The organism is Colwellia sp. BRX10-3, assembly GCF_014077505.1.
Classification (GTDB): Bacteria; Pseudomonadota; Gammaproteobacteria; order Enterobacterales; family Alteromonadaceae; genus Cognaticolwellia.
This window is the reverse complement of sequence record NZ_JACGWA010000015.1, coordinates 1-21069: the sequence shown is the minus strand read 5'-3', so window position 1 is coordinate 21069 and position 21069 is coordinate 1. Positions and strand designations below refer to the sequence as shown.

General features: G+C 38.5%; 18 protein-coding genes and 4 tRNA genes. 18 read left to right on the top strand and 4 right to left on the bottom strand.

The features are described 5' to 3' along the window. Positions 1-3: 3 nt before the first annotated feature. Positions 4-387, top strand: a complete 384-nt coding sequence (locus H4J38_RS15415) for a VOC family protein (protein ID WP_182133120.1) — start codon at positions 4-6, stop codon at positions 385-387. Between the two features lie 55 nt (positions 388-442). Here H4J38_RS15415 and H4J38_RS15410 read toward each other — a convergent pair whose 3' ends face one another. From H4J38_RS15410 to cmoA, 4 genes are all read right to left on the bottom strand, one after another. Continuing rightward, positions 443-1498: a patatin-like phospholipase family protein gene (locus H4J38_RS15410; RefSeq protein ID WP_182133154.1), complete on the bottom strand. Its 1056-nt coding sequence runs from the start codon at positions 1496-1498 to the stop codon at positions 443-445. A gap of 69 nt (positions 1499-1567) precedes the next feature. Continuing rightward, complete coding sequence (locus H4J38_RS15405) at positions 1568-2914, bottom strand: anti-phage deoxyguanosine triphosphatase (RefSeq protein WP_182133118.1); 1347 nt, start codon at positions 2912-2914, stop codon at positions 1568-1570. A gap of 312 nt (positions 2915-3226) precedes the next feature. Next, positions 3227-4192: a tRNA 5-methoxyuridine(34)/uridine 5-oxyacetic acid(34) synthase CmoB gene (gene cmoB / locus H4J38_RS15400; RefSeq protein ID WP_182133116.1), complete on the bottom strand. Its 966-nt coding sequence runs from the start codon at positions 4190-4192 to the stop codon at positions 3227-3229. 4 nt (positions 4193-4196) lie between these two features. Then, positions 4197-4931 (bottom strand): carboxy-S-adenosyl-L-methionine synthase CmoA, encoded by a 735-nt coding sequence (gene cmoA, locus H4J38_RS15395; protein ID WP_182133114.1) that lies wholly within the window; start codon positions 4929-4931, stop codon positions 4197-4199. Positions 4932-5158: 227 nt separating this feature from the next. On the opposite strand from cmoA, the gene H4J38_RS15390 reads away from it, so the two are divergent. The 17 genes from H4J38_RS15390 to H4J38_RS15310 all read left to right on the top strand — a co-directional run bounded on the left by H4J38_RS15390 (position 5159) and on the right by H4J38_RS15310 (position 20395). Then, positions 5159-7948 carry a transporter substrate-binding domain-containing protein gene (locus H4J38_RS15390; RefSeq protein ID WP_182133112.1) on the top strand — a complete coding sequence of 930 codons (2790 nt, stop codon included), beginning with the start codon at positions 5159-5161 and terminating at the stop codon, positions 7946-7948. Between the two features lie 173 nt (positions 7949-8121). Further along, the gene (gene aspS, locus H4J38_RS15385) at positions 8122-9906 is read left to right on the top strand and encodes an aspartate--tRNA ligase (protein ID WP_182133110.1); all 1785 of its coding nucleotides are present in this window, start codon (positions 8122-8124) and stop codon (positions 9904-9906) included. 134 nt (positions 9907-10040) lie between these two features. After that, a complete protein-coding gene (gene ruvC, locus H4J38_RS15380) occupies positions 10041-10568 on the top strand; it encodes a crossover junction endodeoxyribonuclease RuvC (protein WP_081180430.1) in 528 nt (175 codons plus the stop codon). 126 nt (positions 10569-10694) lie between these two features. Next, positions 10695-11312, top strand: coding sequence for a Holliday junction branch migration protein RuvA (ruvA, locus tag H4J38_RS15375; RefSeq protein WP_182133108.1), 618 nt, complete (start codon positions 10695-10697; stop codon positions 11310-11312). Between the two features lie 88 nt (positions 11313-11400). Continuing rightward, positions 11401-12405, top strand: a complete 1005-nt coding sequence (ruvB, locus tag H4J38_RS15370; RefSeq protein WP_182133106.1) for a Holliday junction branch migration DNA helicase RuvB — start codon at positions 11401-11403, stop codon at positions 12403-12405. A 612-nt stretch (positions 12406-13017) separates the two neighbouring features. Further along, the gene (ybgC, locus tag H4J38_RS15365) at positions 13018-13428 is read left to right on the top strand and encodes a tol-pal system-associated acyl-CoA thioesterase (RefSeq protein ID WP_182133104.1); all 411 of its coding nucleotides are present in this window, start codon (positions 13018-13020) and stop codon (positions 13426-13428) included. Beyond that, positions 13418-14101, top strand: coding sequence for a protein TolQ (tolQ, locus tag H4J38_RS15360; protein WP_182133102.1), 684 nt, complete (start codon positions 13418-13420; stop codon positions 14099-14101). Before ybgC ends, tolQ begins: the two co-directional genes overlap by 11 nt. A 14-nt stretch (positions 14102-14115) precedes the next feature. Further along, the gene (gene tolR / locus H4J38_RS15355) at positions 14116-14544 is read left to right on the top strand and encodes a protein TolR (protein ID WP_182133100.1); all 429 of its coding nucleotides are present in this window, start codon (positions 14116-14118) and stop codon (positions 14542-14544) included. Next, positions 14544-15446 (top strand): cell envelope integrity protein TolA, encoded by a 903-nt coding sequence (gene tolA / locus H4J38_RS17385; RefSeq protein ID WP_182133098.1) that lies wholly within the window; start codon positions 14544-14546, stop codon positions 15444-15446. Before tolR ends, tolA begins: the two co-directional genes overlap by 1 nt. A 33-nt stretch (positions 15447-15479) precedes the next feature. Beyond that, positions 15480-16826 carry a Tol-Pal system beta propeller repeat protein TolB gene (tolB, locus tag H4J38_RS15345; RefSeq protein WP_182133096.1) on the top strand — a complete coding sequence of 449 codons (1347 nt, stop codon included), beginning with the start codon at positions 15480-15482 and terminating at the stop codon, positions 16824-16826. Between the two features lie 42 nt (positions 16827-16868). Further along, positions 16869-17423, top strand: a complete 555-nt coding sequence (gene pal / locus H4J38_RS15340) for a peptidoglycan-associated lipoprotein Pal (protein ID WP_182133094.1) — start codon at positions 16869-16871, stop codon at positions 17421-17423. Positions 17424-17435: 12 nt separating this feature from the next. After that, positions 17436-18224 carry a tol-pal system protein YbgF gene (gene ybgF / locus H4J38_RS15335; RefSeq protein ID WP_182133092.1) on the top strand — a complete coding sequence of 263 codons (789 nt, stop codon included), beginning with the start codon at positions 17436-17438 and terminating at the stop codon, positions 18222-18224. Between the two features lie 147 nt (positions 18225-18371). After that, positions 18372-18447, top strand: a tRNA-Lys gene (locus H4J38_RS15330). A gap of 46 nt (positions 18448-18493) precedes the next feature. Then, positions 18494-18569, top strand: a tRNA-Lys gene (locus H4J38_RS15325). Positions 18570-18654: 85 nt separating this feature from the next. Next, positions 18655-18730, top strand: a tRNA-Lys gene (locus H4J38_RS15320). A 194-nt stretch (positions 18731-18924) separates the two neighbouring features. Beyond that, positions 18925-19971 (top strand): quinolinate synthase NadA, encoded by a 1047-nt coding sequence (nadA, locus tag H4J38_RS15315; RefSeq protein ID WP_182133090.1) that lies wholly within the window; start codon positions 18925-18927, stop codon positions 19969-19971. Between the two features lie 336 nt (positions 19972-20307). Next, a tRNA-Ser gene (locus H4J38_RS15310) sits at positions 20308-20395 on the top strand. Positions 20396-21069: the final 674 nt, after the last annotated feature.

Here is a 21069-nt window from a genome sequence, read left to right as displayed (position 1 = left end):
ACAATGAGCGATAACGAAATAGGCAAAATGGCCTGGCTTGATTTATCAGTAGACAATGCTACCGAGGTAAAGTCATTCTATGAGGATGTCATTGGTTGGAAGAGCGAAAATATTGCTATGGGCGATTATGATGACTATGCCATGCTGGAGCCAAACAACAACGAAGCTGTTGCTGGTGTTTGTCATGCTCAAGGAGTAAATAAAGATTTACCACCGGCTTGGTTACCGTATTTTTTAGTGGCGGATATTGAAGCCTCATTGAATGCCGTGCTAGCTAATGGAGGTAAGTTAGTTACAGAAATTAAATTTATGGGTAGTGATAAATATGCGGTGATTAAAGATCCCGCAGGGGCAGCTTGTGCTATCTATCAAAAAATAGCACAGTGATAACCGCTAGAAATTATCTTCAGGTTATAAATCCGCTATCTTAAGGTGTTTTTACTCAACAGCATTCTATTGGTTTAATATTTTTCGTATTAACTGTCGAAATACGTTGTGCAAATTCATCAGCCAAGAATTCTGATTCTTTTAACACAGTTTGCCAATATTTCAGTCGTGTTGCGGGGGCTAAATCAATAAAATCTTTACGGTCAGGAATTTTCCCGTAAGGCAGGCGAGCAATAAATTCGGCAGAGGGTACTAACATTACAGTGTTCTTATAATATTGGGTGTTAACTTTACGGGCTAAATTTTTATCAAACCAACCCGCTTTTGGCGTTGGCGAAAAATGCGGGTAAAGCGTAAGCCCTGATGTTGGTTTAATATCTACATCAAAGTGATAATCAATAATCCCACCATCACGATACATACCTTTTGGCGAGCCGATAATATCTTTTATACCTTCCATAACAACAGGTATAGAGCCTGAAGCGAGTAAACTCGATGTTAGGTTTTCATGATTTAGCGCTTGATGCTGAGTATTAAAATTAAAACTGTCGTTAATGGTTAACTGGCTTTTAGGGTGATGGTAAACATAGCGTTGGTACTGTTTTGCCAACAAACCTCGATTGACTTGATTAAGCGCCATACTCGATATTAAACCAAACATTAACGGTAATTTTTGTTCAAAAGAGGTTAAACCACGGCACTTTGCGACAATAAAGTGGGCTTTAAATACTGGGTTGTTGATGATTTCATTACTACCGTTAGCTCCTAAAACTTCTTTAAGTAACTTCATCGCCTTTGCGGTGATTTCTTTCTTATTAGCTTTGTCAGAATAAGTCGTTTCTGAATATAGTGTCGCTAAACGGGTAATAGCGGCAACGGGATCTTGTTGGCTAAGCGCGGCAAAACGAAATGCCCCTGCTGAAGAACCGACTAAGTTTAATTCAGTACTGCGGTCTTTAAAATATTCACCAAAAAGATACTTATCTAAACCAAATAAGCTAAACCATTTTGGCCCGCCACTTGCACCTAGCATAGTGGTAAATAGTTCTTGCTTAAAGCCTTGTTGTTGAATTGTTTTTAAAGCATCGCTGCCGCAATAAATATCTAGCATATTAGCCATGGTTAGATAACGTCTCTATTGGTTGTTGGTTGTTGGTTGCTGGTGTATTCACTTTATTCGTTAATAATCGTGTTTACCAAAGCCCGTTTGCCCGATGGGTAAAAACAAGGTTTGATAAAGCCTAGTGGCATACTCATCGGTCATGCCGGCGACGTAATCAGCGATAACTCGGTGTTGATTTTGATTGTTTTCTTTGGCCATTTGCCAACGTATTACTGTGCTTTTAGGTAGTAAGCGCTCAGGATCAGAAGATAAGGCCTCAAATAACTCCATCACTATTTGTTGACCACGATATTCTAACTGCTGAATTGACGTTTGCTTAATGACATATTGATAAACAAAGTCTTTAAAAATTTGTAACGCTTGAGCTGCAATCAATGGATGCACCGTATTAAATCGTAAAAGTTGCTCTTGAAAATTACAGCCTTTGGTTTGATTAATATCGACCAATTCAATTGCAGTTATTAAGTAATTGACTAAACCGCCAATCGCTTCTTTTTGTTTATAGCGTTGGCTGCTAAAAAGATTATCCGCTAAACTTTTGCTGTACTCTTGTAACCATTCATCGTCAATTTTTAACAGTTTTTGAATCACATTTTGGTCAAAGTCTTGTTGATTTACCACACCGGTGACAATAGCATCTTCTAAATCATGAATACCGTAGGCAATATCATCTGCTAGTTCCATCATTGAACAATCTAAGGATTTATATACCGTTTTACTGTGGTTATTGCTTTTAGTTTTAAATTGTTGGAAAAGTTCTTTGTCTTGCTGACATAACGGCGATAATACCCAATTGATCATCTCAATATCGTCAAGATATAACCCCTTTGGCGGATGCCATTTAGATGCTTCTAGTTGACGAAAAGAGGCCGGTAATACTTGTGGAATATCTTGCTGTAAATTTCCCAGTGTTTGAGGGTATTTTATTAAGCCTAATAATGTTCTTCGGGTTAAGTTCATACCGAAGTGTTCACTAAAAGGTTCTAGGTGAGCAACAATACGAAAGGTTTGCCCGTTACCCTCAAAACCACCATGATCTCGCATCATATAATGTAAGGCAACTTCACCACCATGGCCAAACGGTGGGTGCCCAATATCATGCGCTAAACATAATGACTCAATTAAACTGTCGTCGGAAGGTAGTAGGGCTGCACTTTGCTCTGGGTATTTACTGCGAATTTGCGCGATAATGCCACTACCAATTTGTGCAGCTTCTAAAGAATGGGTTAATCGGGTACGATGAAAGTCGCTTTGGCCACTGCCCATAACTTGGGTTTTTGATTGCAGTCGGCGAAATGCGGCGGAATGGAGAATACGTGCTCGGTCACGTTGAAAAGGGCTACGGTGGTCTTGATGTCTTTTCGCTACGCGCTCTAACCGTCTTTCTAGCCAAGGATTTTCCATGATACCTCTATTTCAAAGTGAATTAACCGTACGATATAAATAGTATATTATTCTTTAAAGGAAGGTAATACCAAATCCATTAAGTTAGTTCTTACTTAGATATTTCCTGCAGTTTTTGAACGGGTTTTTAGTATTTTACCGGGAGGAAAGAATGAGAAAAAAATGAGTAAAGACTTAATAAATTTAATATTGAGTAAGCTCTTACTTTAATGTTTTTTCTCTTCTCGGTGGAAAAATTATTTTGTTTTTAGTGGCCGTCAACGAATTACGCTAATAACACTAATTAGGGATAACAATTTAAAGAACTCAATGCTATTTATTGGCAATAAAAATCGCACGTTTTGGCGCTGGGTAGCCTTCGATAGTTTTGCTTTTATCATTAGGATCAAGAAAGTCTTGTAATGATTCAGTATCTATCCAGTCAGTTTTACGTTGTTCGTCAAGGGCGGTTATGTCGGTATTAACCACGCGAATATTTTTAAAACCACAGCGTTCAAGCCAAGCGCACATTGCGTCACAACTGGGCAAAAACCAAACATTACGCATTTTTGCATAACGTTCGCCCGGTACTAACACAGTATTTTCGTCGCCATCAACCACTAAGGTTTCGAGTACTAATTCGCCGCCTTTCACTAACTGTGCTTTTAGCTGGTAAATAAAATCTATCGGTGAGCGGCGATGATATAAAACCCCCATAGCAAATACTGTATCGAAAGCATTCAGTTCAGGTAATTGTTCAACACCTAAGGGCAAAAGGTTAACGTTATCATCTTGAACAAAGTGTTGTATGGCTTGAAATTGCGATAAAAACAATTGTGTTGGGTCAATACCCACCACAAATTCGGCACCTGCACCGCGCATACGCCACAAATGATAACCACTGCCACAACCAATATCTAAAACATAACGATTACGTAAATCACTAATATGTGGCGCTAAGCGATCCCATTTAAAGTCGGAACGCCATTCGGTATCTATATGTAGCCCATGAATATGATATGGGCCTTTGCGCCAAGGTTTGAATTTTTTAAGTAAATTTTCTAGGCGCTTGTATTCACCGTCATTAATATCTGCGCGTTCACCTGCACGTACGGTGGTACTAATATCAATGCTCGATGGTGATGTTTTCGGGAGTGCTAAAATGGTTTTCTGCCATTGGGCAAATTCACCATGTAAATGTTGCTCACGCCATTGAGTTAACTGAGCAGGTAAAGTATTTAGCCAGTGGTTTAACCGATTGCCTGCTATTTTTTGATAAAAATTGTTAAATGAAATCATTTGTTTATTTAATCGCGATTAGAGAAAAGAAGTTAAAACATTGAAACCAAGGAGCGTTATGGTTAAATCCAGCCAGTTTCAAGCGAGTTAAATGCGTGTCTAAATTATCAGTAAGCATGACATTTTCTAGCGCGGTACGTTTTTGGGCTATTTCTAATTCGCTATAACCATTAGCACGTTTAAAGTCATGATGTAGATCAACGAGTAACTCATTGCAAACGCTATCGGTATGGGCAATTTTTTCTGATAATAACAATAAACCACCGGGGTTAAGCCCTTGTGCTATTTTATTTAACAATAACTGGCGCTGTTCTGGGGCGATAAATTGCAAGGTGAAATTAAGCACGACCATAGAGGCATTTTTAATCTCAATATTAAGAATATTATCTTCTATTATCTCAACCGGCGTTTCACCTTTAAAAGCACTAACATGCATTTTACAGCGTTCAACCATGGCGCTAGAGCTATCAATCCCGATAATTTTACAGTTTTTTGCTGTGATACCTTTACGCATAGCTAATGTTGCAGCGCCGAGCGAACAACCCAGATCATAGATTTGGCTGTTATCGGTAACATAGCGCTGACTTAGTCGACCTATGGTATCGATAATAGTACTATAACCAGGCACTGAACGGCTGATCATATCAGGAAAAACTTCAACGACTTGCGCGTCGAAAGCAAAGTCTTTGATTTTACTTTGTTTATTAGAAAAAATTAAATCGGTATCTGATGCTTTCATGATATTAAAACTATACTAACGTTAGGTGAAAAAAAGAGTATTTTACCTGATATTTTCCACGATAAACAAGATAATGTGCTTTTATGTTATTCATTGCTGGTTATAACCTATTTACTGCAGCGATTAGTGGGCAGAAATAACTAAAATAATAAAAATAACAACATTGAGAAATTAAATTGGCTTTTAGATATTTTACGCAAATTTCAATAGGTTTTACCCTAATAACAATGTTTCTAGCATTGTCTGTTTCTGCGCAAGATATTAAGCAGACTTATCAAGTGGCCATTAACAAAACCTCTTACCCTTATCATTTTGTTAATAATAAACAAAATCCTAATGGCATGATGGTAGAACTTTGGCAGTTATGGGCAGAAAAGCAAGATGTTAAAGTAGAGTTTGTAACGCTTAATTGGCAGCAAACAATCAAGCAGGTGCAAGAGGGGGAAGTAGATATTCATGCTGGCTTATCTAAAAACTCAAGCAGAGCTGAGATACTCGATTTTAGCTCAGCTTTTTTTCGCCAAGACAGACACCTTTTTCTACATCGTTCAATTGCACAAATTAAAAATATTTTACAACTTACACCCTATACCGTGGGGGTTGTTGATGGTTCTAGCCATGAAATTTCTCTTAAGAATAAGTACCCTAACTTAACGCTAAGATCCTTTCCTAATCGCAATGCTTTATATCGTGCGGCAATTGCAGGTGACATTTTAATCATGGCGGGTGTTGAGAATCTGTCGAAAAATTTTTCTGATTATAATTTGCTTAGCAAGCAGTACCCTACGTTTGCCAGAATTATTTATGAAAGTGGCGATTATAGTGCTGCTGTAGCTAAGGGACAAAAACAACTGCTAGATTTTATAGAGCAAGGCATGGAGAAAATTTCTGACTCAGAGAAATCAGCCATCAAAAGAAAATGGTTAATAATCGACAAGTCAGAAAATGCGATTACGTTTTCATATTCAAATAATCAAATGCCTTTTTCAGGAACTTCTAGTGCTGGCAATGCTCAAGGTTTTTTTATTGAACTGTGGAAAATGTGGGCAAAATCCAGTGGTTTAGAGGCTGAATTTATTGTTGGTAATTCAAATGAGTTTAATCAGACTAATAAAAATATGGCTGACATTCATATTACGAGTGTGACTAATGAGAATAATATTGCGGACAGTACTTTAGGCCCTATTATTTATAGTATTGATTACGGCTTATTTTTTTCGAACGACATTGATAAGGTGCTACATCTATCTGAGATTAAAAATAAAAGTATTGGGGTGGTACCAACGCCGAGTTTTATCAAAGATATCCAAAATAAAGTGTTAAGTACCCCGATTATTTATTTTGATAATTATGCAGCAATGTTTGAAGCTGTAGAACGCGGCGAACTAGATGTTATTGGAGGCCAAAGTGACATTATTGAAAATTATTTAATTGAATATAAATTACAGTCAATTTACTCAAAATTTAATGGCTATATTTTTAAGCGTGATGTTCATGCAATTTTAAATAAAGTAAACCCTAAATTAAGCCAATTAATAGCAGAAGGCTTTGAGGCAACTGCCTTAGAAGATTTAGTCACTTTAGAGAAAAAATGGCATTTGGATCAGTCATCGGGCTTTTTCAAAGCTCAATTAGCTGTATTGGCATTAACAGAACAAGAAGCCCTTTGGGTAAAAGAAAATAATGTCGTTAAATTTGGTATAACTAAAAATTGGATCCCTGTTGAATTTATTGATAAATATGGTGAGGTTAAGGGGATAAATCCAGATATATTTCAGCTGATGAGTAAACGACTTAATATAAAAATTGACTATGTTGTCCATGACAATTTCAACGAGCTTTATCAAGCACTGTTAGCAGGTGATGTTGATGTTATTGGCAGTGTTGTAGCAACCGAAAAACGTAAAGAAGAAGTGTTATTTACTCATTCTTATTGGAGTATGCCGTGGGTTATTTTACACCCACGCGAACTGGGTAAACAATTAAACTTAGACGACTTTAGTGGTAAAACATTAGCTATTGCCAAAGGTTACTATTTAATTTCTATTATCAGGAAAAATTTCCCATTGATTGATTTGCGCTTAGTCGATGACAGTGAAGAGGGTTTATTAGCGATACAAAAAGGTATAGTTGATGGTTTTATTGATAGCTTATCATCAGGTACAGAGTTGCTTAAAAGAGAAAGCTTAGTCAGTTTGTCAGTGTCAGTACTCGAAGAAGTGGATAAAAATAGTAACCATTTAGCGGTCAACAAATCATTACCAATGCTGGTCAATGTACTTAATAAGGCGGTTTTAAGTATTTCAGACCTTGATAGTCAGCAAATATATGAGAAGTGGTTTGATATTAATATTGAAACAGGCTTAGATAAAAGTGTTGTGTTACGTGTGGCGTTACAAGTCGGTGTACTTACCATCATGATTATCATCATTATTATGGTGTGGAATCGCCGTTTATATCGAGAAATTAAAAACCGCAAAAAATTAGAAGAAAAAATGCAATACATGGCCACACATGATGACCTAACTGGCCTTGCTAACCGTGTTTTATTAAAAGACCGGCTCAATAAGGCTATTACTTTTCACCAAAGGCAAAAATTACTAGTCGCGGTACTCTTTATTGACCTCGATGGTTTTAAAGACATTAATGACAACCATGGTCATGATATTGGCGACGAGTTATTAATTGAAGTGGCAGCGCGCTTATTAGGCTGTGTACGGGAGTCTGACACGGTTGTTCGTTTTGGTGGCGATGAATTTGTGCTGTTACTTACGGGTTTGCATAATCATGATGAGGCGGCTTATGTCGCTGATAAAGTGTTAAAGCTTATTCAACAACCGATACAGTTATCAGAATTAAGTGCGAATATAGGCTGCAGTATTGGTATTGCCATGTTTCCTGACGATGGTGATTCTGATAACGAGCTTTTAAAAGTTGCTGATTCATTAATGTATGACGTTAAAGCCGCCGGTAAAAACCATTACGCCTTTAATCGTAAAACTATCTCCAAAGCTTAATTTTTGTATAACTCATACTATTCATTGAATGTCGGGTGACTTTACCTCGCATTGCTTTATAATGTCGGCAATTTTTTATCATAACAAGTTATCTCGTTAAGGCTTTCTTTGCCTAACATCAGTGGCTTATTTATGACTTATTTATAGCTTATTCGAATTTTCAGGGTAAATACATGCGTAGTCTTTATTGTGGTGAGGTTAATGAATCTCATGTGGGTCAGGAAATCACACTTTGTGGTTGGGTTAATCGTCGTCGTGACTTAGGTGCGGTAATTTTCTTAGATTTACGAGATCGTGAAGGTATTGTGCAAGTTGTTTACGATCCAGACTTTCCTGATGTGCTTGAAAAAGCCAATACGTTGCGCAATGAGTTTTGTGTGCAAATAAAAGGTAAAGTGCGCGCTCGTCCTGATGGCCAAGTGAATAAAGATATGGCGACCGGCGCTATTGAAGTTTTAGGCTTAGAGCTTACTATTTTAAATAAGTCTGCCCCTTTACCTTTAGATTCAAATCAGAAGAACTCTGAAGAACTACGGTTAAAATATCGTTACCTTGATTTACGTCGTCCAGAAATGACTGAACGTATGCGTTTTCGCGCTAAAGTTACTTCAGCTGTGCGTTCATCACTTGAATCACAAGGCTTTTTGGATATAGAAACGCCCATTCTAACCGCCGCTACTCCTGAAGGCGCGCGAGATTATTTAGTTCCAAGTCGTACCCATAAAGGGCAATTCTTTGCCTTACCACAATCACCACAGTTATTTAAGCAATTGCTGATGATGTCAGGTATGGAGCGTTACTATCAAATCGTTAAGTGTTTCCGTGATGAAGACTTACGTGCTGACAGACAACCAGAATTTACTCAAATTGATATTGAAACCTCATTTATGAGTTCAGATCAAGTGATGGAAGTTACTGAAACTATGATCCGTGGGTTATTCCAAGAGCTGCTTAACGTAGACTTAGGTGAGTTTCCACGTATGGCATATTCAGAGGCGATGACTCGCTTTGGCTCTGATAAACCTGATTTACGTAATCCACTTGAAATTGTTGACGTTGCTGACATCTTAAAAGATGTTGAGTTTAAAGTGTTCTCTGGTCCAGCTAACGACGAAAAAGGTCGGGTTGCGGTAATTTGTGTACCTGGTGGCGCGGCTAAATTTTCTCGTAAAGGTATTGACGAATTAACTAAATTTGTTGGTATTTATGGCGCGAAGGGCATGCCATGGTTGAAAGTTAATGACCGTGATGCTGGCCTTGAAGGTTTGCAATCACCTATCTTAAAATTCTTAACTGAAGATGCGGTTAATACCTTATTAGATCGTACTAATGCTAAAACTGGCGATATTATTTTCTTCGGTTCAGACACTTATAATGTAGTAACTGAATCATTAGGTGCACTTCGCCTTAAAATTGGTGAAGACCTTGAATTATTGCAAGGTGAATGGAAGCCATTATGGGTTGTTGACTTCCCAATGTTTGAAGAAGCTGATGGTCACATGCATGCTATTCATCATCCGTTTACCGCGCCTACTAACTTAACTGCGGCAGAATTAGAAGCTAACCCTGTTGGCGCATTATCTGATGCTTACGACATGGTACTTAATGGCTGTGAATTAGGCGGTGGCTCTGTACGTATTCATAACCAAGATATGCAAGCAGCAGTGTTTCGTATTTTGGGTATTAGTGATGAAGAAGCGCAAGAAAAATTTGGCTTCTTACTCGAAGCATTACAATACGGCGCGCCACCACATGCAGGTTTAGCATTTGGTTTAGACCGTTTAGTGATGTTGATGACAGGTGCAAGTTCAATTCGTGATGTTATGGCATTTCCGAAAACAACGACTGCCGCTTGTCCATTAACTAATGCCCCAGGTTATGCAAACCCTGTACAGCTAAAAGAATTAGGCATTGCTTGTTTAGAAAAAGAAACTGATACTGACGAAAAAGCAGAATAACTTTCGTTTCATAATTTTTAACATTGGCTAATTACTGGTGTTAAAACAATAAAACGCACGAATGAATGCTACTTAGGCTTTATTCGTGCGTTTTTTTTCAATCGCACTTAAATGATTATTAAAGGTACTTTTTAGTGAGTATTATTTTAGGCATAGATCCCGGATCACGTTTAACGGGTTACGGTGTTATTAAACAGCAGGGACGAAATTTCATCTATTTAGGCAGCGGCTGTATTAAAGCAACGGCTGCAGGTGAAGATTTAGGCATGCGCTTGCAAACCATTTTTGCTGGCGTAAGTGAGATTATCTTACAATTTCAGCCGGATATGTTTGCTATTGAACAAGTTTTTATGGCGAAAAATCCTGACTCAGCGTTAAAGCTAGGGCAAGCCCGAGGCGCAGCAATTGTTGCAGCCACTAACAATGGTTTAACGATAGCAGAATACTCTGCCAGACAAATTAAGCAATCAGTTGTTGGCACCGGCGCAGCAGATAAAACGCAGGTGCAGCATATGGTAAAAACTATTTTGAAATTACCAGGCACACCACAAGCAGACGCGGCAGACGCATTGGCCGTTGCACTTTGTCATGCTCATAGCCACGATTCGATCAGTAAATTGTCAGGCCAAGCGAGTAAAACAGTGCGAGGACGTTTACGTTAGAGACTAACTGTATTTACCTTGTTGAAAATTTTTCCTGATTCAAATAATTCATGGCTTAAACTTTACTGTATAAATATCTAGTGGTATGGTGACGTCATATATCATATCAAGTAGAAAGGTTAAGCCGTGATTGGACGTTTACGTGGCATATTAATAGAAAAAATGGCCCCCGAAATTTTAATCGAATGTCATGGTGTGGGCTATGAAGTTACCATGCCAATGACCAGTATTTATGCGCTCGGCGAAGTTAACCAAGAAGCAACCTTATATACTCACTTTGTTGTTCGAGAAGATGCTCAACTGCTCTATGGTTTTGCTAATAAAGTTGAGCGTAAGCTTTTCCGTTTACTGATCAAAGTTAATGGTGTTGGACCAAAATTAGCCTTAGCTATTTTATCCGGCATGTCTGCCGATCAATTTGTTAGTTGTGTAATACATGACGACTTAACCACTATCGTGAAAATTCCCGGTGTTGGCAAGAAAACAGCAGAACGTTTGCTGATTGAAATGCGTGATAGATTAAAAGATTGGCAAACGGACAGTAGTGATGCACTCGTTCGTATGATGCCAACTGATGTTAACCAAGCAAATGCCTTTGTTAGTGATAACAGAGGTGATGCTATTAACGCTTTAGTATCTTTAGGGTATAGTCAACAACAAGCAGACAAAGCCGTTAAGTCAGTATTTGAAGCCGATAAAAGTAGCGAAGACTTGATCCGCAATGCCTTAAAAGCGATGTTGTAGGCTTAGCTAAGTTAAGCAATATGACTATGATTTATTTGTAAATAGTGGCGTTTAGCGCGTAAACCGTAATTTTCCCAAAGAGTAATACATGATAGAAGCAGATCGATTAATTGAACCAATAGCTAGCCGTGAAGATGAAACGGTTGACCGAGCTATTAGGCCAAAAATGCTGTCAGATTATACTGGGCAGGAACACGTAAAGTCTCAAATGAATATTTTCATTGCTGCGGCATTGAAAAGACAAGAGCCGCTTGATCATTTATTGATATTTGGCCCACCAGGTTTAGGTAAAACCACCTTAGCTAACATTGTGGCTAATGAAATGGGTGTGAGTATTCGCACGACCTCAGGACCCGTTTTGGAAAAAGCAGGCGACTTGGCGGCATTACTGACTAATCTTGAAGAAAATGACGTGCTGTTCATCGATGAAATTCATCGTTTAAGCCCTGTGGTAGAAGAAATTCTTTACCCGGCTATGGAAGATTATCAGTTAGATATTATGATAGGCGAGGGACCAGCAGCACGCTCCATAAAGCTTGATTTACCCGCTTTTACATTAATTGGGGCTACAACGCGAGCAGGGGCGTTAACCTCTCCGCTGCGTGATCGTTTTGGCATAGTACAACGACTAGAATTTTATAACACCCAAGAATTAACCGAAATTGTAATGCGCTCAGCACATTTCTTAAATTTAGACATTGCGCAAGCGGGTGCATTTGAAGTGGCAAGGCGATCTCGTGGTACACCACGTATTGCCAATCGTTTATTACGCAGAGTAAGAGATTATGCTGACGTAAAAACCGACGGTATAGTGAGTAAAGCAACCGCTGCCAGTGCTTTAGATATGTTAGAAGTAGACAATGAAGGTTTCGACTTAATGGACCGAAAACTACTAGAAGCGATAATTGATAAATTTGGCGGAGGCCCGGTTGGGCTAGATAACATTGCTGCAGCCATTGGTGAAGAACGTGAAACCATTGAAGATGTGCTAGAGCCTTTTTTAATCCAACAAGGTTTTTTACAACGAACACCACGCGGGCGCATTGCCACTAGTCGAGCTTATTTACATTTTGGCTTAGATTTTCCAACCTAATTCTTGAATTTAGTCTTCTTTAAAAAGCACCTAAGGGTGCTTTTTATGTTTTAGGAAGAACGATGATGCTAAAGGGAAAAGTCAGTTTGATATACTAAGGCATTAGCAAAGCAAGCTGAAGTGCTGCAAATCTCTAAATATTATTTCGTTGAATTTCAAACAAAAAAAAGCCCACATAAAAATATGTGGGCCAACTTAGAATTTAAGTTGATAAAAGGAAATGGGGTTCCTAGAAAATATCAGGGAGAAAGGCAACAACACCAATCAAAACATTTACGGGCTACAGCGAATATTTGTCAGCGAAACAAAATTCGTGCGCTAGCTCAGAAAACAGGGCTATTCTAGTGGGATGAGTTAACCAAAGCAAACGAAAATATTTTATCTTAATCATTAGAAAAACTAATGCAAAATTAGTCAGTGTTCTGGTGGGCTAGATAGTGAGTTTTTGTCGCTAATGAGTGACAACTTTAGAAAGTATTCTAATAGATGAAAGTTAATTCAACTTTTTGCTGAAATAATTACAAAGAATGAGTCTTAGCCCTTGTCGGGCGTGAGCTTTATCTATTAAGATAAGCACTTGAAATTTTATATTAAGATAAATTGAAAAATTAAATGTCATTAAGCAGTTATCAACACAAGGTTCGCGTTTATTATGAAGATACCGATGCCGGTGGTATTGTTTATTATGCTAACTATTTAAAATTTTTTGAACGTGCCCGAACAGAATGGTTACGTGAACTTGGTATTAATCAATCAATATTTTTAGAACAAAACATAGGCTTTGTGGTCACAAAGGTTGCGATGGACAATAAGGCGTCTGCAAAACTTGATGATTTGTTAACAATTACGACTACAATAAGCCGTTTAAAGTCTGCCAGCTTGGTGTTTTCACAGCAGCTTGTGAATCAAAACCAGTTAACATTATGTACGGCTGAAATTAAAGTCGCTTGTGTTCAATTGTCTATCGCTAAACCTTGTATTATTCCCAACAGCATTTTAGGAGCATTAAAACGTGTCAGCTGAAATTTCATTTTTTGACTTATTTTTAGACGCCAGTTTATTAGTTCAACTGGTTATGTTGACGTTATTAGGATTTTCAATTGCCTGTTGGACCATGATTTTTCAACGTCGTAAAGTGTTGACCGCCGCTCGTATACAGTTACAAAGCTTTGAAGATAAGTTTTGGAGTGGTGCCGATTTAAGTAAACTCTACAGTGAAGTTTCTGCAAAAGAACATATCGATGGCATTGAGAACCTTTTTGTTTCAGGTTTTCGAGAATTTGCCCGTTTACGTAAATCTCATGCTTATGCGCCGCAAGTCATTGTTGATGGTACACATAGAGCAATGCGCGTTGCACTGTCAAGAGAAGTAGATAGTTTAGAAACGCATTTGCCGTTTATGGCCACTGTCGGCTCAATAAGTCCATATATTGGTTTGTTCGGCACGGTTTGGGGGATCATGAATTCATTTATTGCCTTAGGTGCAGTTGAGCAAGCAACACTTGCCATGGTTGCGCCAGGCATTGCTGAGGCACTAATCGCAACAGCAATGGGTTTGTTTGCTGCTATTCCTGCCGTAATGGCATTTAACCGTTTTAGTCACAATGTTGAAAAACTTGAAAATAGTTACGGTAACTTTATGGAAGAGTTTTCAAGTATTTTACAGAGACAAACAGCAACAGAACAACACGGCTAAGGTAGATATTAACTATGTATAATCGAGTTAGACGCCGGAAGGTTGCTGAGATAAATGTAGTGCCCTATATTGACGTAATGTTAGTGTTGCTGATTATTTTTATGGTAACAGCACCCTTGATAACACAAGGCGTTAAAGTAGATTTGCCGCAGGCTGATGCTGAACCGCTAAGTAAAGATATGAAACCACCTTTAGTTGCTTCAGTTGATGCAAAGGGTAATTATTATTTGGCCGTTGGTACCAGTAAAAATGAACCTATGTCGGCAGAAGAAGTTGCGACTTTGGTCAAGGCGCATTTAAAGTTAGCGCCTGATACGCCAGTGGTTGTCAATGGTGATGGTGCAGTATCTTATGATGCTGTTATTCAATTAATGGTGATGTTACAAAAAATAGCAGGTGTGCCATCTGTAGGTTTAATGACTGATACCCCGGAGAGTAAGTAGTGTCACCGAAGTATTCGATTCCACTAGCGTTAAGTTTTGCTATACACACAGTGCTGGCAGTAGTTTTGTTGTGGGGTGATTTTTCATCGCCACCAAAACCGACGCCTACGTCAGTACAAATGGAGCCAATTCAAGCGGTTGTTGTAGAAAGAAGTAAAGTAGAAGCACAAATTAATAAAATTAAAAAGCAAAAGGCTGATGACGCTAAAAAGCTTAAAGATCTAGAAAATAGTATTGCGGCAGCAAAAACGAAACGATTAAACGAAGAAAAACGCATTAAAAATCTTGAACGTCAGCGTAAGAAAAAAGAACAAGAAAAAAAAGCAGCGGATAGTGCGGCTAAAATATCTAAAGCTAAGGCAAACGCTGCAGATAAAATACGTAAGCAAAAAGAACGGGAAAGAGAAGAAGCAGACAAAGCCGCGGCAGATGCGAAAGCTAAACGTATAAAGGAAGAGCAAGCCACTAAAGAAGCGGAAGATTTACGTAAAAAGAAAGCGGCCGAACTTAAGCGCAAACAGCAAGAAGATCTAGAACGTGCAGCGCAGCAAAAATTATTAGAGCAACAAATGGCAGAAGAAATGGAGAGCCGCCAACAAGCTCGTCGTCAACAAATGATGACTGAAATTGGTCGATTCACGGCATTAATTACCCAAACGATAAAACGTAACTTGATCACCGACCGAAGCACTATGGAAGGTAAATCTTGTAAATTGACCATAAGTCTTGCACCATCAGGTTTTGTTACTAATGTTGTTACTGGTCAGGGTGATAGAAGGGTTTGTGAAGCAGCAAAAACTGCGGTTTATAAAGCAGGTACTTTACCTGTTTCTAAAGACCCTGAGATATTTAGAGAAATGAGAACGATCAGTTTAACGGTAGCACCTGACAAATTTAATTAAGTTTTGTATATATTAGGAAAAAAAATCAACTCTATGAAAAATATAATTTTATTTTTACTACTCTTTACAGTCGTGTTTTCAAATCAGGCCATGGCAACGTTAGAAATTGTTATTACCGAAGGTGTTGATAGTGCACGACCAATTGCTGTCGTACCTTTCAAGTGGACAGGTACCGGTGTTATGCCAGAGCGTCTATCTAAAGTGATCAGTGATGATTTATTGCGTAGTGGTAAATTTAGTCCAATTAATGAATCACGTTACCCTCAGACTCCATACAGTGATAGCGAAATTGATTACACCGCTTGGGCAAGTGAGGGCGTTGAAGCCGTTATTATTGGTGAAGTTAGTGAAACATCAATTGGGCGTTATCAAATTACATATCAGCTTGTTGATGTAATTCGTGGCCAAGTTACTGGTGGTGAAACCCAGATGTTAAGTAATGGTGAGTTAGTTCGTACCTCAGACCATATTCTTGATGAAAGTACTGTTGAGGTGGGTGCCGATCAATTTCGACGCTACGCTCATAGTATTAGTGATGCTGTTTATGAAAAACTTACCGGAACACGTGGTGCATTTTTAACAAAAATTGCTTATGTTATTGTACGCGATCAAGGAGAATATCCTTATCAATTAGTTGTTGCCGATTATGATGGTTTTAACGAACATGTTTTATTAAGTTCCAAAGAGCCATTAATGTCACCAGCGTGGCATCCAAGTGGTAACCAGTTAGCTTATGTAACATTTGAAAATCGACAAGCACAAATTCATGTCATCGATATTTATTCGGGAGAACGTAACTTAATCAGCTCTTTTAAAGGCATAAATAGTGCACCTAAGTGGTCACCAGATGGTAAAAAGCTTGCCATGGTATTGTCTAAAGATGGTAATCCAGAGCTTTATGTGATGAATATTGCAACGAAAAAATTACGAAGAATAACCCGTCATCGCGCAATTGATACTGAACCAAGTTGGACGCCAGATGGCACATCATTGATATTTAGTTCAGAACGAGGTGGAAAAGCGCAGTTATATCGCGTAAATTTAGTTAACGGTAAGATCAGAAGGCTAACTTTTGATGGCGAAATGAACTTAGGTGGCTCATTAACACCTGATGGTCGTCAATTAGTGATGGTAAATCGTACACGTGGCAAGTATCATTTAGCCAAGCAAGAATTTGATTCAGGGATTTTCCAAGTGTTAACAACGACGCGTTTGGACGAATCCCCAAGCATCTCACCTAATGGCGGGATGATTATTTATAGTACTTTACATAATAACCGTCAGGTACTAAGTTTAGTTTCCGTAGATGGAAGGTTTAAGGCAAGATTGCCAGCACTCAATGGCGAAGTGAAGTCTCCTTCATGGTCACCATTTTTATAATAATTATAGTAATTTAATTTGTAGATAATAAGGACACATAAAATGCGTTTTAATAAAACAGTAAAAGCCTTAGCGGTTGTTTTACCTATCATGGCTTTGTCGGCCTGTAGTTCATCTGATACAGCTAGTGAAGACGCTAGTGCTATGCAGAAAAACCAAGCTGCAATGGCAGAGCAACAAGCTCGTGAAGATGCAGAACGTGTAAAAGTTGAAGCAATGCAACGTGCAGACGCTATTGAAGCTAAAAAGCGTCAAGAATTCGAAAAATTACGTTCAGAGCATATCGTTTATTTTGATTTTGATAAATCAACAGTAAGTGGTGATTTTGCAGCTATTCTAGATGCACATGCGAAGTTTCTTAACGAAAACTCAAATGTAAACGTGTTAATTGAAGGTCATGCCGATGAACGTGGTACACCTGAATACAACATTGCACTAGGCGAACGTCGTGCAAAATCTATCGAAACATTTTTAGAGAACATGGGTGTTTCAGCTTCACAACTTAGTACAGTAAGCTACGGTGAAGAAAAGCCAATGATTAAAGATCGTAGCGAAGGCGCGTTTGCTAAAAACCGTCGTGCAGTCTTGGTCTACTAATCAGGTAATTTAATGAAACCCAATAGTATTCTATTCGGGATGTCGTTTGCTGTTGCTGCCAATTTGGCAGTAGCAGCTGAACCTGCTCCTGTTATTGAAGTAACCGCTGGCATGCCTTCAAACGCTGCCAAATCAAGTTTAAGTGAACAGCTCGTTAGCCTCGAAGGTAAACTTGATGCTCGTAATCGTGCACAAGTTAACGTGCAGCGACAACTTGACGAGTTACAAAATGAAGTTAATGAACTCCGTGGCATCACTGAACTACACACTTATCAACTGAGCCAAGTACTTGACCGTCAACGTGAGTTGTATCAAGAGCTTGACCGTCGAGTATCAGAAGCGTTAAAACCAGCCAATCAAATACCCGCGGCAATTATTGCACCTACAGATAACGCAGGTAAGGTTAATTACAGTAATAATTTAACTGAAAATGAAGCCTATGATCGTGCTGTGAATATGGTGCTAAAAGATAAGCGTTATGAACAAGCTATTCCTGAGTTTGAAGCGTTCAATCAAAGATACCCTAATTCGAGTTATGCAGCGAATGCCCATTATTGGTTAGGTCAGTTATTGTTTAACAAAGGTGAGTTAACTAAAGCACGTCAAGAATTTGATATAGTGGTCAATAATCACCCTGACTCTAGCAAACGCAGTGACGCAATGTTAAAGCTTGCAATGGTTGAGCAAAAAGAAAATAACCAGGCTAAAGCTATTGCGGTATATAAAAAACTGATAGCTGAATATCCTAATTCAAGTGCGGCTAAATTAGCGCAACCTAGATTAAATAATTTAAAATCATAATTATTGCTGATAACTTGCACGCTTTGCTGACTTTTTGTTCGAACAAGCGATAAAGTTCAAAAAAGCGGAAGATTGTTGTTGCACTTAAAAAAATTATGAGTATTATATGCCCCGCGTTGACCGAGTAGGACAACGCAAAACAAATGCCGGTCGTTAGCTCAGTTGGTAGAGCAGTTGGCTTTTAACCAATTTGTCGAAGGTTCAAATCCTTCACGACCGACCACTTTTTACCAAAAAAAGTGTTTGGCATTTGTTTTTGAAGTATATATCGGTCGTTAGCTCAGTTGGTAGAGCAGTTGGCTTTTAACCAATTTGTCGAAGGTTCAAATCCTTCACGACCGACCACTTTTCTTAGTTTTAAAAATTAAGAGTAAGTGAATTTGAAATTAGCATCTCGCAATTTCGTCTTAAAAAATTAAAAGTAGTTTATCGGTCGTTAGCTCAGTTGGTAGAGCAGTTGGCTTTTAACCAATTTGTCGAAGGTTCAAATCCTTCACGACCGACCACTTTTAATCTTTAAACTTTCTTAATTCTTTGAAATGCATTATTCCTGTTAGATTGTTAAATAACTCCTCCATTTGTTTCTTTATCATTATTGCTTATCCTAATCTGATCTTAACTAGGGTATATTCTTAGTACACTTTTATTCTTCTATACCTTATAATTCTCGCGATTTTTAAGGTACTCATTGAGAATATATATGACCCAAGCAAATTTAGCCGTTGATTTTGACTTTCAATTTCCGCAAAAGGCTACTCCATTAAGTGATGTAGAGCGTGAAGAATATAAAGCACGCATCAAAATATTATTGAAAGAAAAAAACGCTGTGCTTGTAGCGCATTATTATACCGATCCTGAAATCCAGGCATTAGCTGAAGAGACAGGCGGTTGTGTTGCAGACTCACTAGAAATGGCAAGATTTGGTAATAATCATCCTGCAGACACCTTAATAGTAGCCGGTGTTCGTTTCATGGGGGAGACTGCCAAAGTACTCACACCAGAAAAAACAGTGGTAATGCCTACATTGGAAGCTACATGTTCTTTAGATTTGGGTTGCCCAATTGAAGAATTTAATGCTTTTTGTGATCTTCACCCTGACAGAACAGTTGTCGTATATGCGAATACATCTACCGCGGTAAAAGCTCGTGCTGATTGGATCGTCACTTCATCATGTGCTTTAGAGATTGTTGAACATCTTGATGATCTGGGTGAGAAAATAATCTGGGGTCCGGATCGTCATCTAGGTGCGTACATTGAAAAACAAACCGGTGCTGACATGCTAATGTGGCAAGGTGCTTGTATTGTACATGATGAGTTTAAAACAAAAGCGCTAATTGATATGAAGGCGCTTCATCCAGACGCCGCTATTCTTGTCCATCCTGAATCACCAGCAGAAATAATTGACCTTGCCGATTCGGTAGGATCAACAAGCCAACTAATTAAAGCGGCTCAAGCGCTACCGAATAAAAAATTCATTGTTGCTACCGATCGCGGTATTTTTTATAAAATGCAGCAATTATGCCCAGATAAAGAGTTTTTTGAAGCACCAACTGCAGGCGAAGGCGCTACATGTCGTAGTTGCGCACATTGTCCTTGGATGGCAATGAATGGCTTAAAGGAAATTGAACAAGCACTTTTAAACCCTGAGGGTAGAGAAGTCTTTGTCGATATGAAGTTACGCACAGGTGCACTTAAATCCTTAGATCGTATGTTAAATTTTAATGCCGAGATGAATAGAAATAAGTAAAATTATTAATCGTTGCCTGTTAAATAAGCAACTGTTTTAACTTTGTCTGAATTAAGTTGCGTTACGAAGCTTATTTTCCTAACATAGCGCAGCGCAGTACAGGAACTCAGTACATAGTGATTAAATGGTGAGGTCCGAGTGGCCGCCAAGGTTGAATTGACACGCCCCGCGTGCTCATCGGCTGAAAACCAAATCGTGTAGAAAGCACGTTAACAATTCAAGTTTTAAATGGTGAGGTGTCCGAGTGGCCGCCAAGGTTAAATTGACACGCCCCGCGTGCTCATCGGCTAAAAACCAAATCGTGTAGAAAGCACGTTAACAATTCAAGTTTTAAATGGTGAGGTGTCCGAGTGGCCGAAGGAGCACGCCTGGAAAGTGTGTAAGGCGCAAGCCTTCGAGGGTTCGAATCCCTCCCTCACCGCCATCTGCAAGCAATATATGTATTGCCAAGTAAAGCCGCTAGTTATCTAGCGGCTTTTTTTGTGGCTAAATTTAACTTTGCTGAGTATAGCTTAAGTAGTATATAAGTATTTCATTTAGGATTATGCACTACGCATTAAAATAGGCTCGCCGTAGTGAAATGCTAGAAGCAAGTAAAGCGTTTGCATAAAGTAAAAGTATATTTCGATAAATAAGAGCAGTTAGAAGTCACGTTTTAAACATTTTACTTAAGTAAAATGCTTAGTAAAAATATCATTATATAACACGACTTATACTTTTTATTGCTGGTATGGTGCCTATTTACACATATTGTTTAAATAAAAAGCAAACAAACACATTTTCGTAATTAAATGCATTTTAGGTGTTGACGTGAGGTCAAAAATCTCTAAAATGCGCTCCAGTTCCAAGGGGTAACCCCAACGAGCTGTTTTAATAAGTTATCTAACGCGGTTCAGGCCAAATTAGTTAACGTAAGGTTTTAAAGTAGGGTTTTGAATCTTCTGAAAAGAAAGTTTAAAAAAACGAAATAAAGCGTTGACATTAAAACTCAGGTGCGTAGAATGCGCATCTCGCTTCAGGCAAGGCCTGCAGCAACGAAGCAAAGCGAATGAGATTTTGTTTCGGTTAGTTAATTACTTCGAGTATCAACTAACGTTC

What these genes read in the sequence shown, in the direction of transcription:
- H4J38_RS15410 (WP_182133154.1), bottom strand. Translation starts at nt 1,498, where the DNA reads ATGCTAGATATTTATTGCGGCAGCGATGCTTTAAAAACAATTCAACAA.
- ybgF (WP_182133092.1), top strand. Translation starts at nt 17,436, where the DNA reads ATGAAACCCAATAGTATTCTATTCGGGATGTCGTTTGCTGTTGCTGCC.
- H4J38_RS15405 (WP_182133118.1), bottom strand. Translation starts at nt 2,914, where the DNA reads ATGGAAAATCCTTGGCTAGAAAGACGGTTAGAGCGCGTAGCGAAAAGA.
- tolR (WP_182133100.1), top strand. Translation starts at nt 14,116, where the DNA reads ATGTATAATCGAGTTAGACGCCGGAAGGTTGCTGAGATAAATGTAGTG.
- cmoA (WP_182133114.1), bottom strand. Translation starts at nt 4,931, where the DNA reads ATGAAAGCATCAGATACCGATTTAATTTTTTCTAATAAACAAAGTAAA.
- H4J38_RS15415 (WP_182133120.1), top strand. Translation starts at nt 4, where the DNA reads ATGAGCGATAACGAAATAGGCAAAATGGCCTGGCTTGATTTATCAGTA.
- nadA (WP_182133090.1), top strand. Translation starts at nt 18,925, where the DNA reads ATGACCCAAGCAAATTTAGCCGTTGATTTTGACTTTCAATTTCCGCAA.
- H4J38_RS15390 (WP_182133112.1), top strand. Translation starts at nt 5,159, where the DNA reads ATGTTTCTAGCATTGTCTGTTTCTGCGCAAGATATTAAGCAGACTTAT.
- cmoB (WP_182133116.1), bottom strand. Translation starts at nt 4,192, where the DNA reads ATGATTTCATTTAACAATTTTTATCAAAAAATAGCAGGCAATCGGTTA.
- pal (WP_182133094.1), top strand. Translation starts at nt 16,869, where the DNA reads ATGCGTTTTAATAAAACAGTAAAAGCCTTAGCGGTTGTTTTACCTATC.
- ybgC (WP_182133104.1), top strand. Translation starts at nt 13,018, where the DNA reads ATGTCATTAAGCAGTTATCAACACAAGGTTCGCGTTTATTATGAAGAT.
- tolB (WP_182133096.1), top strand. Translation starts at nt 15,480, where the DNA reads ATGAAAAATATAATTTTATTTTTACTACTCTTTACAGTCGTGTTTTCA.
- aspS (WP_182133110.1), top strand. Translation starts at nt 8,122, where the DNA reads ATGCGTAGTCTTTATTGTGGTGAGGTTAATGAATCTCATGTGGGTCAG.
- ruvB (WP_182133106.1), top strand. Translation starts at nt 11,401, where the DNA reads ATGATAGAAGCAGATCGATTAATTGAACCAATAGCTAGCCGTGAAGAT.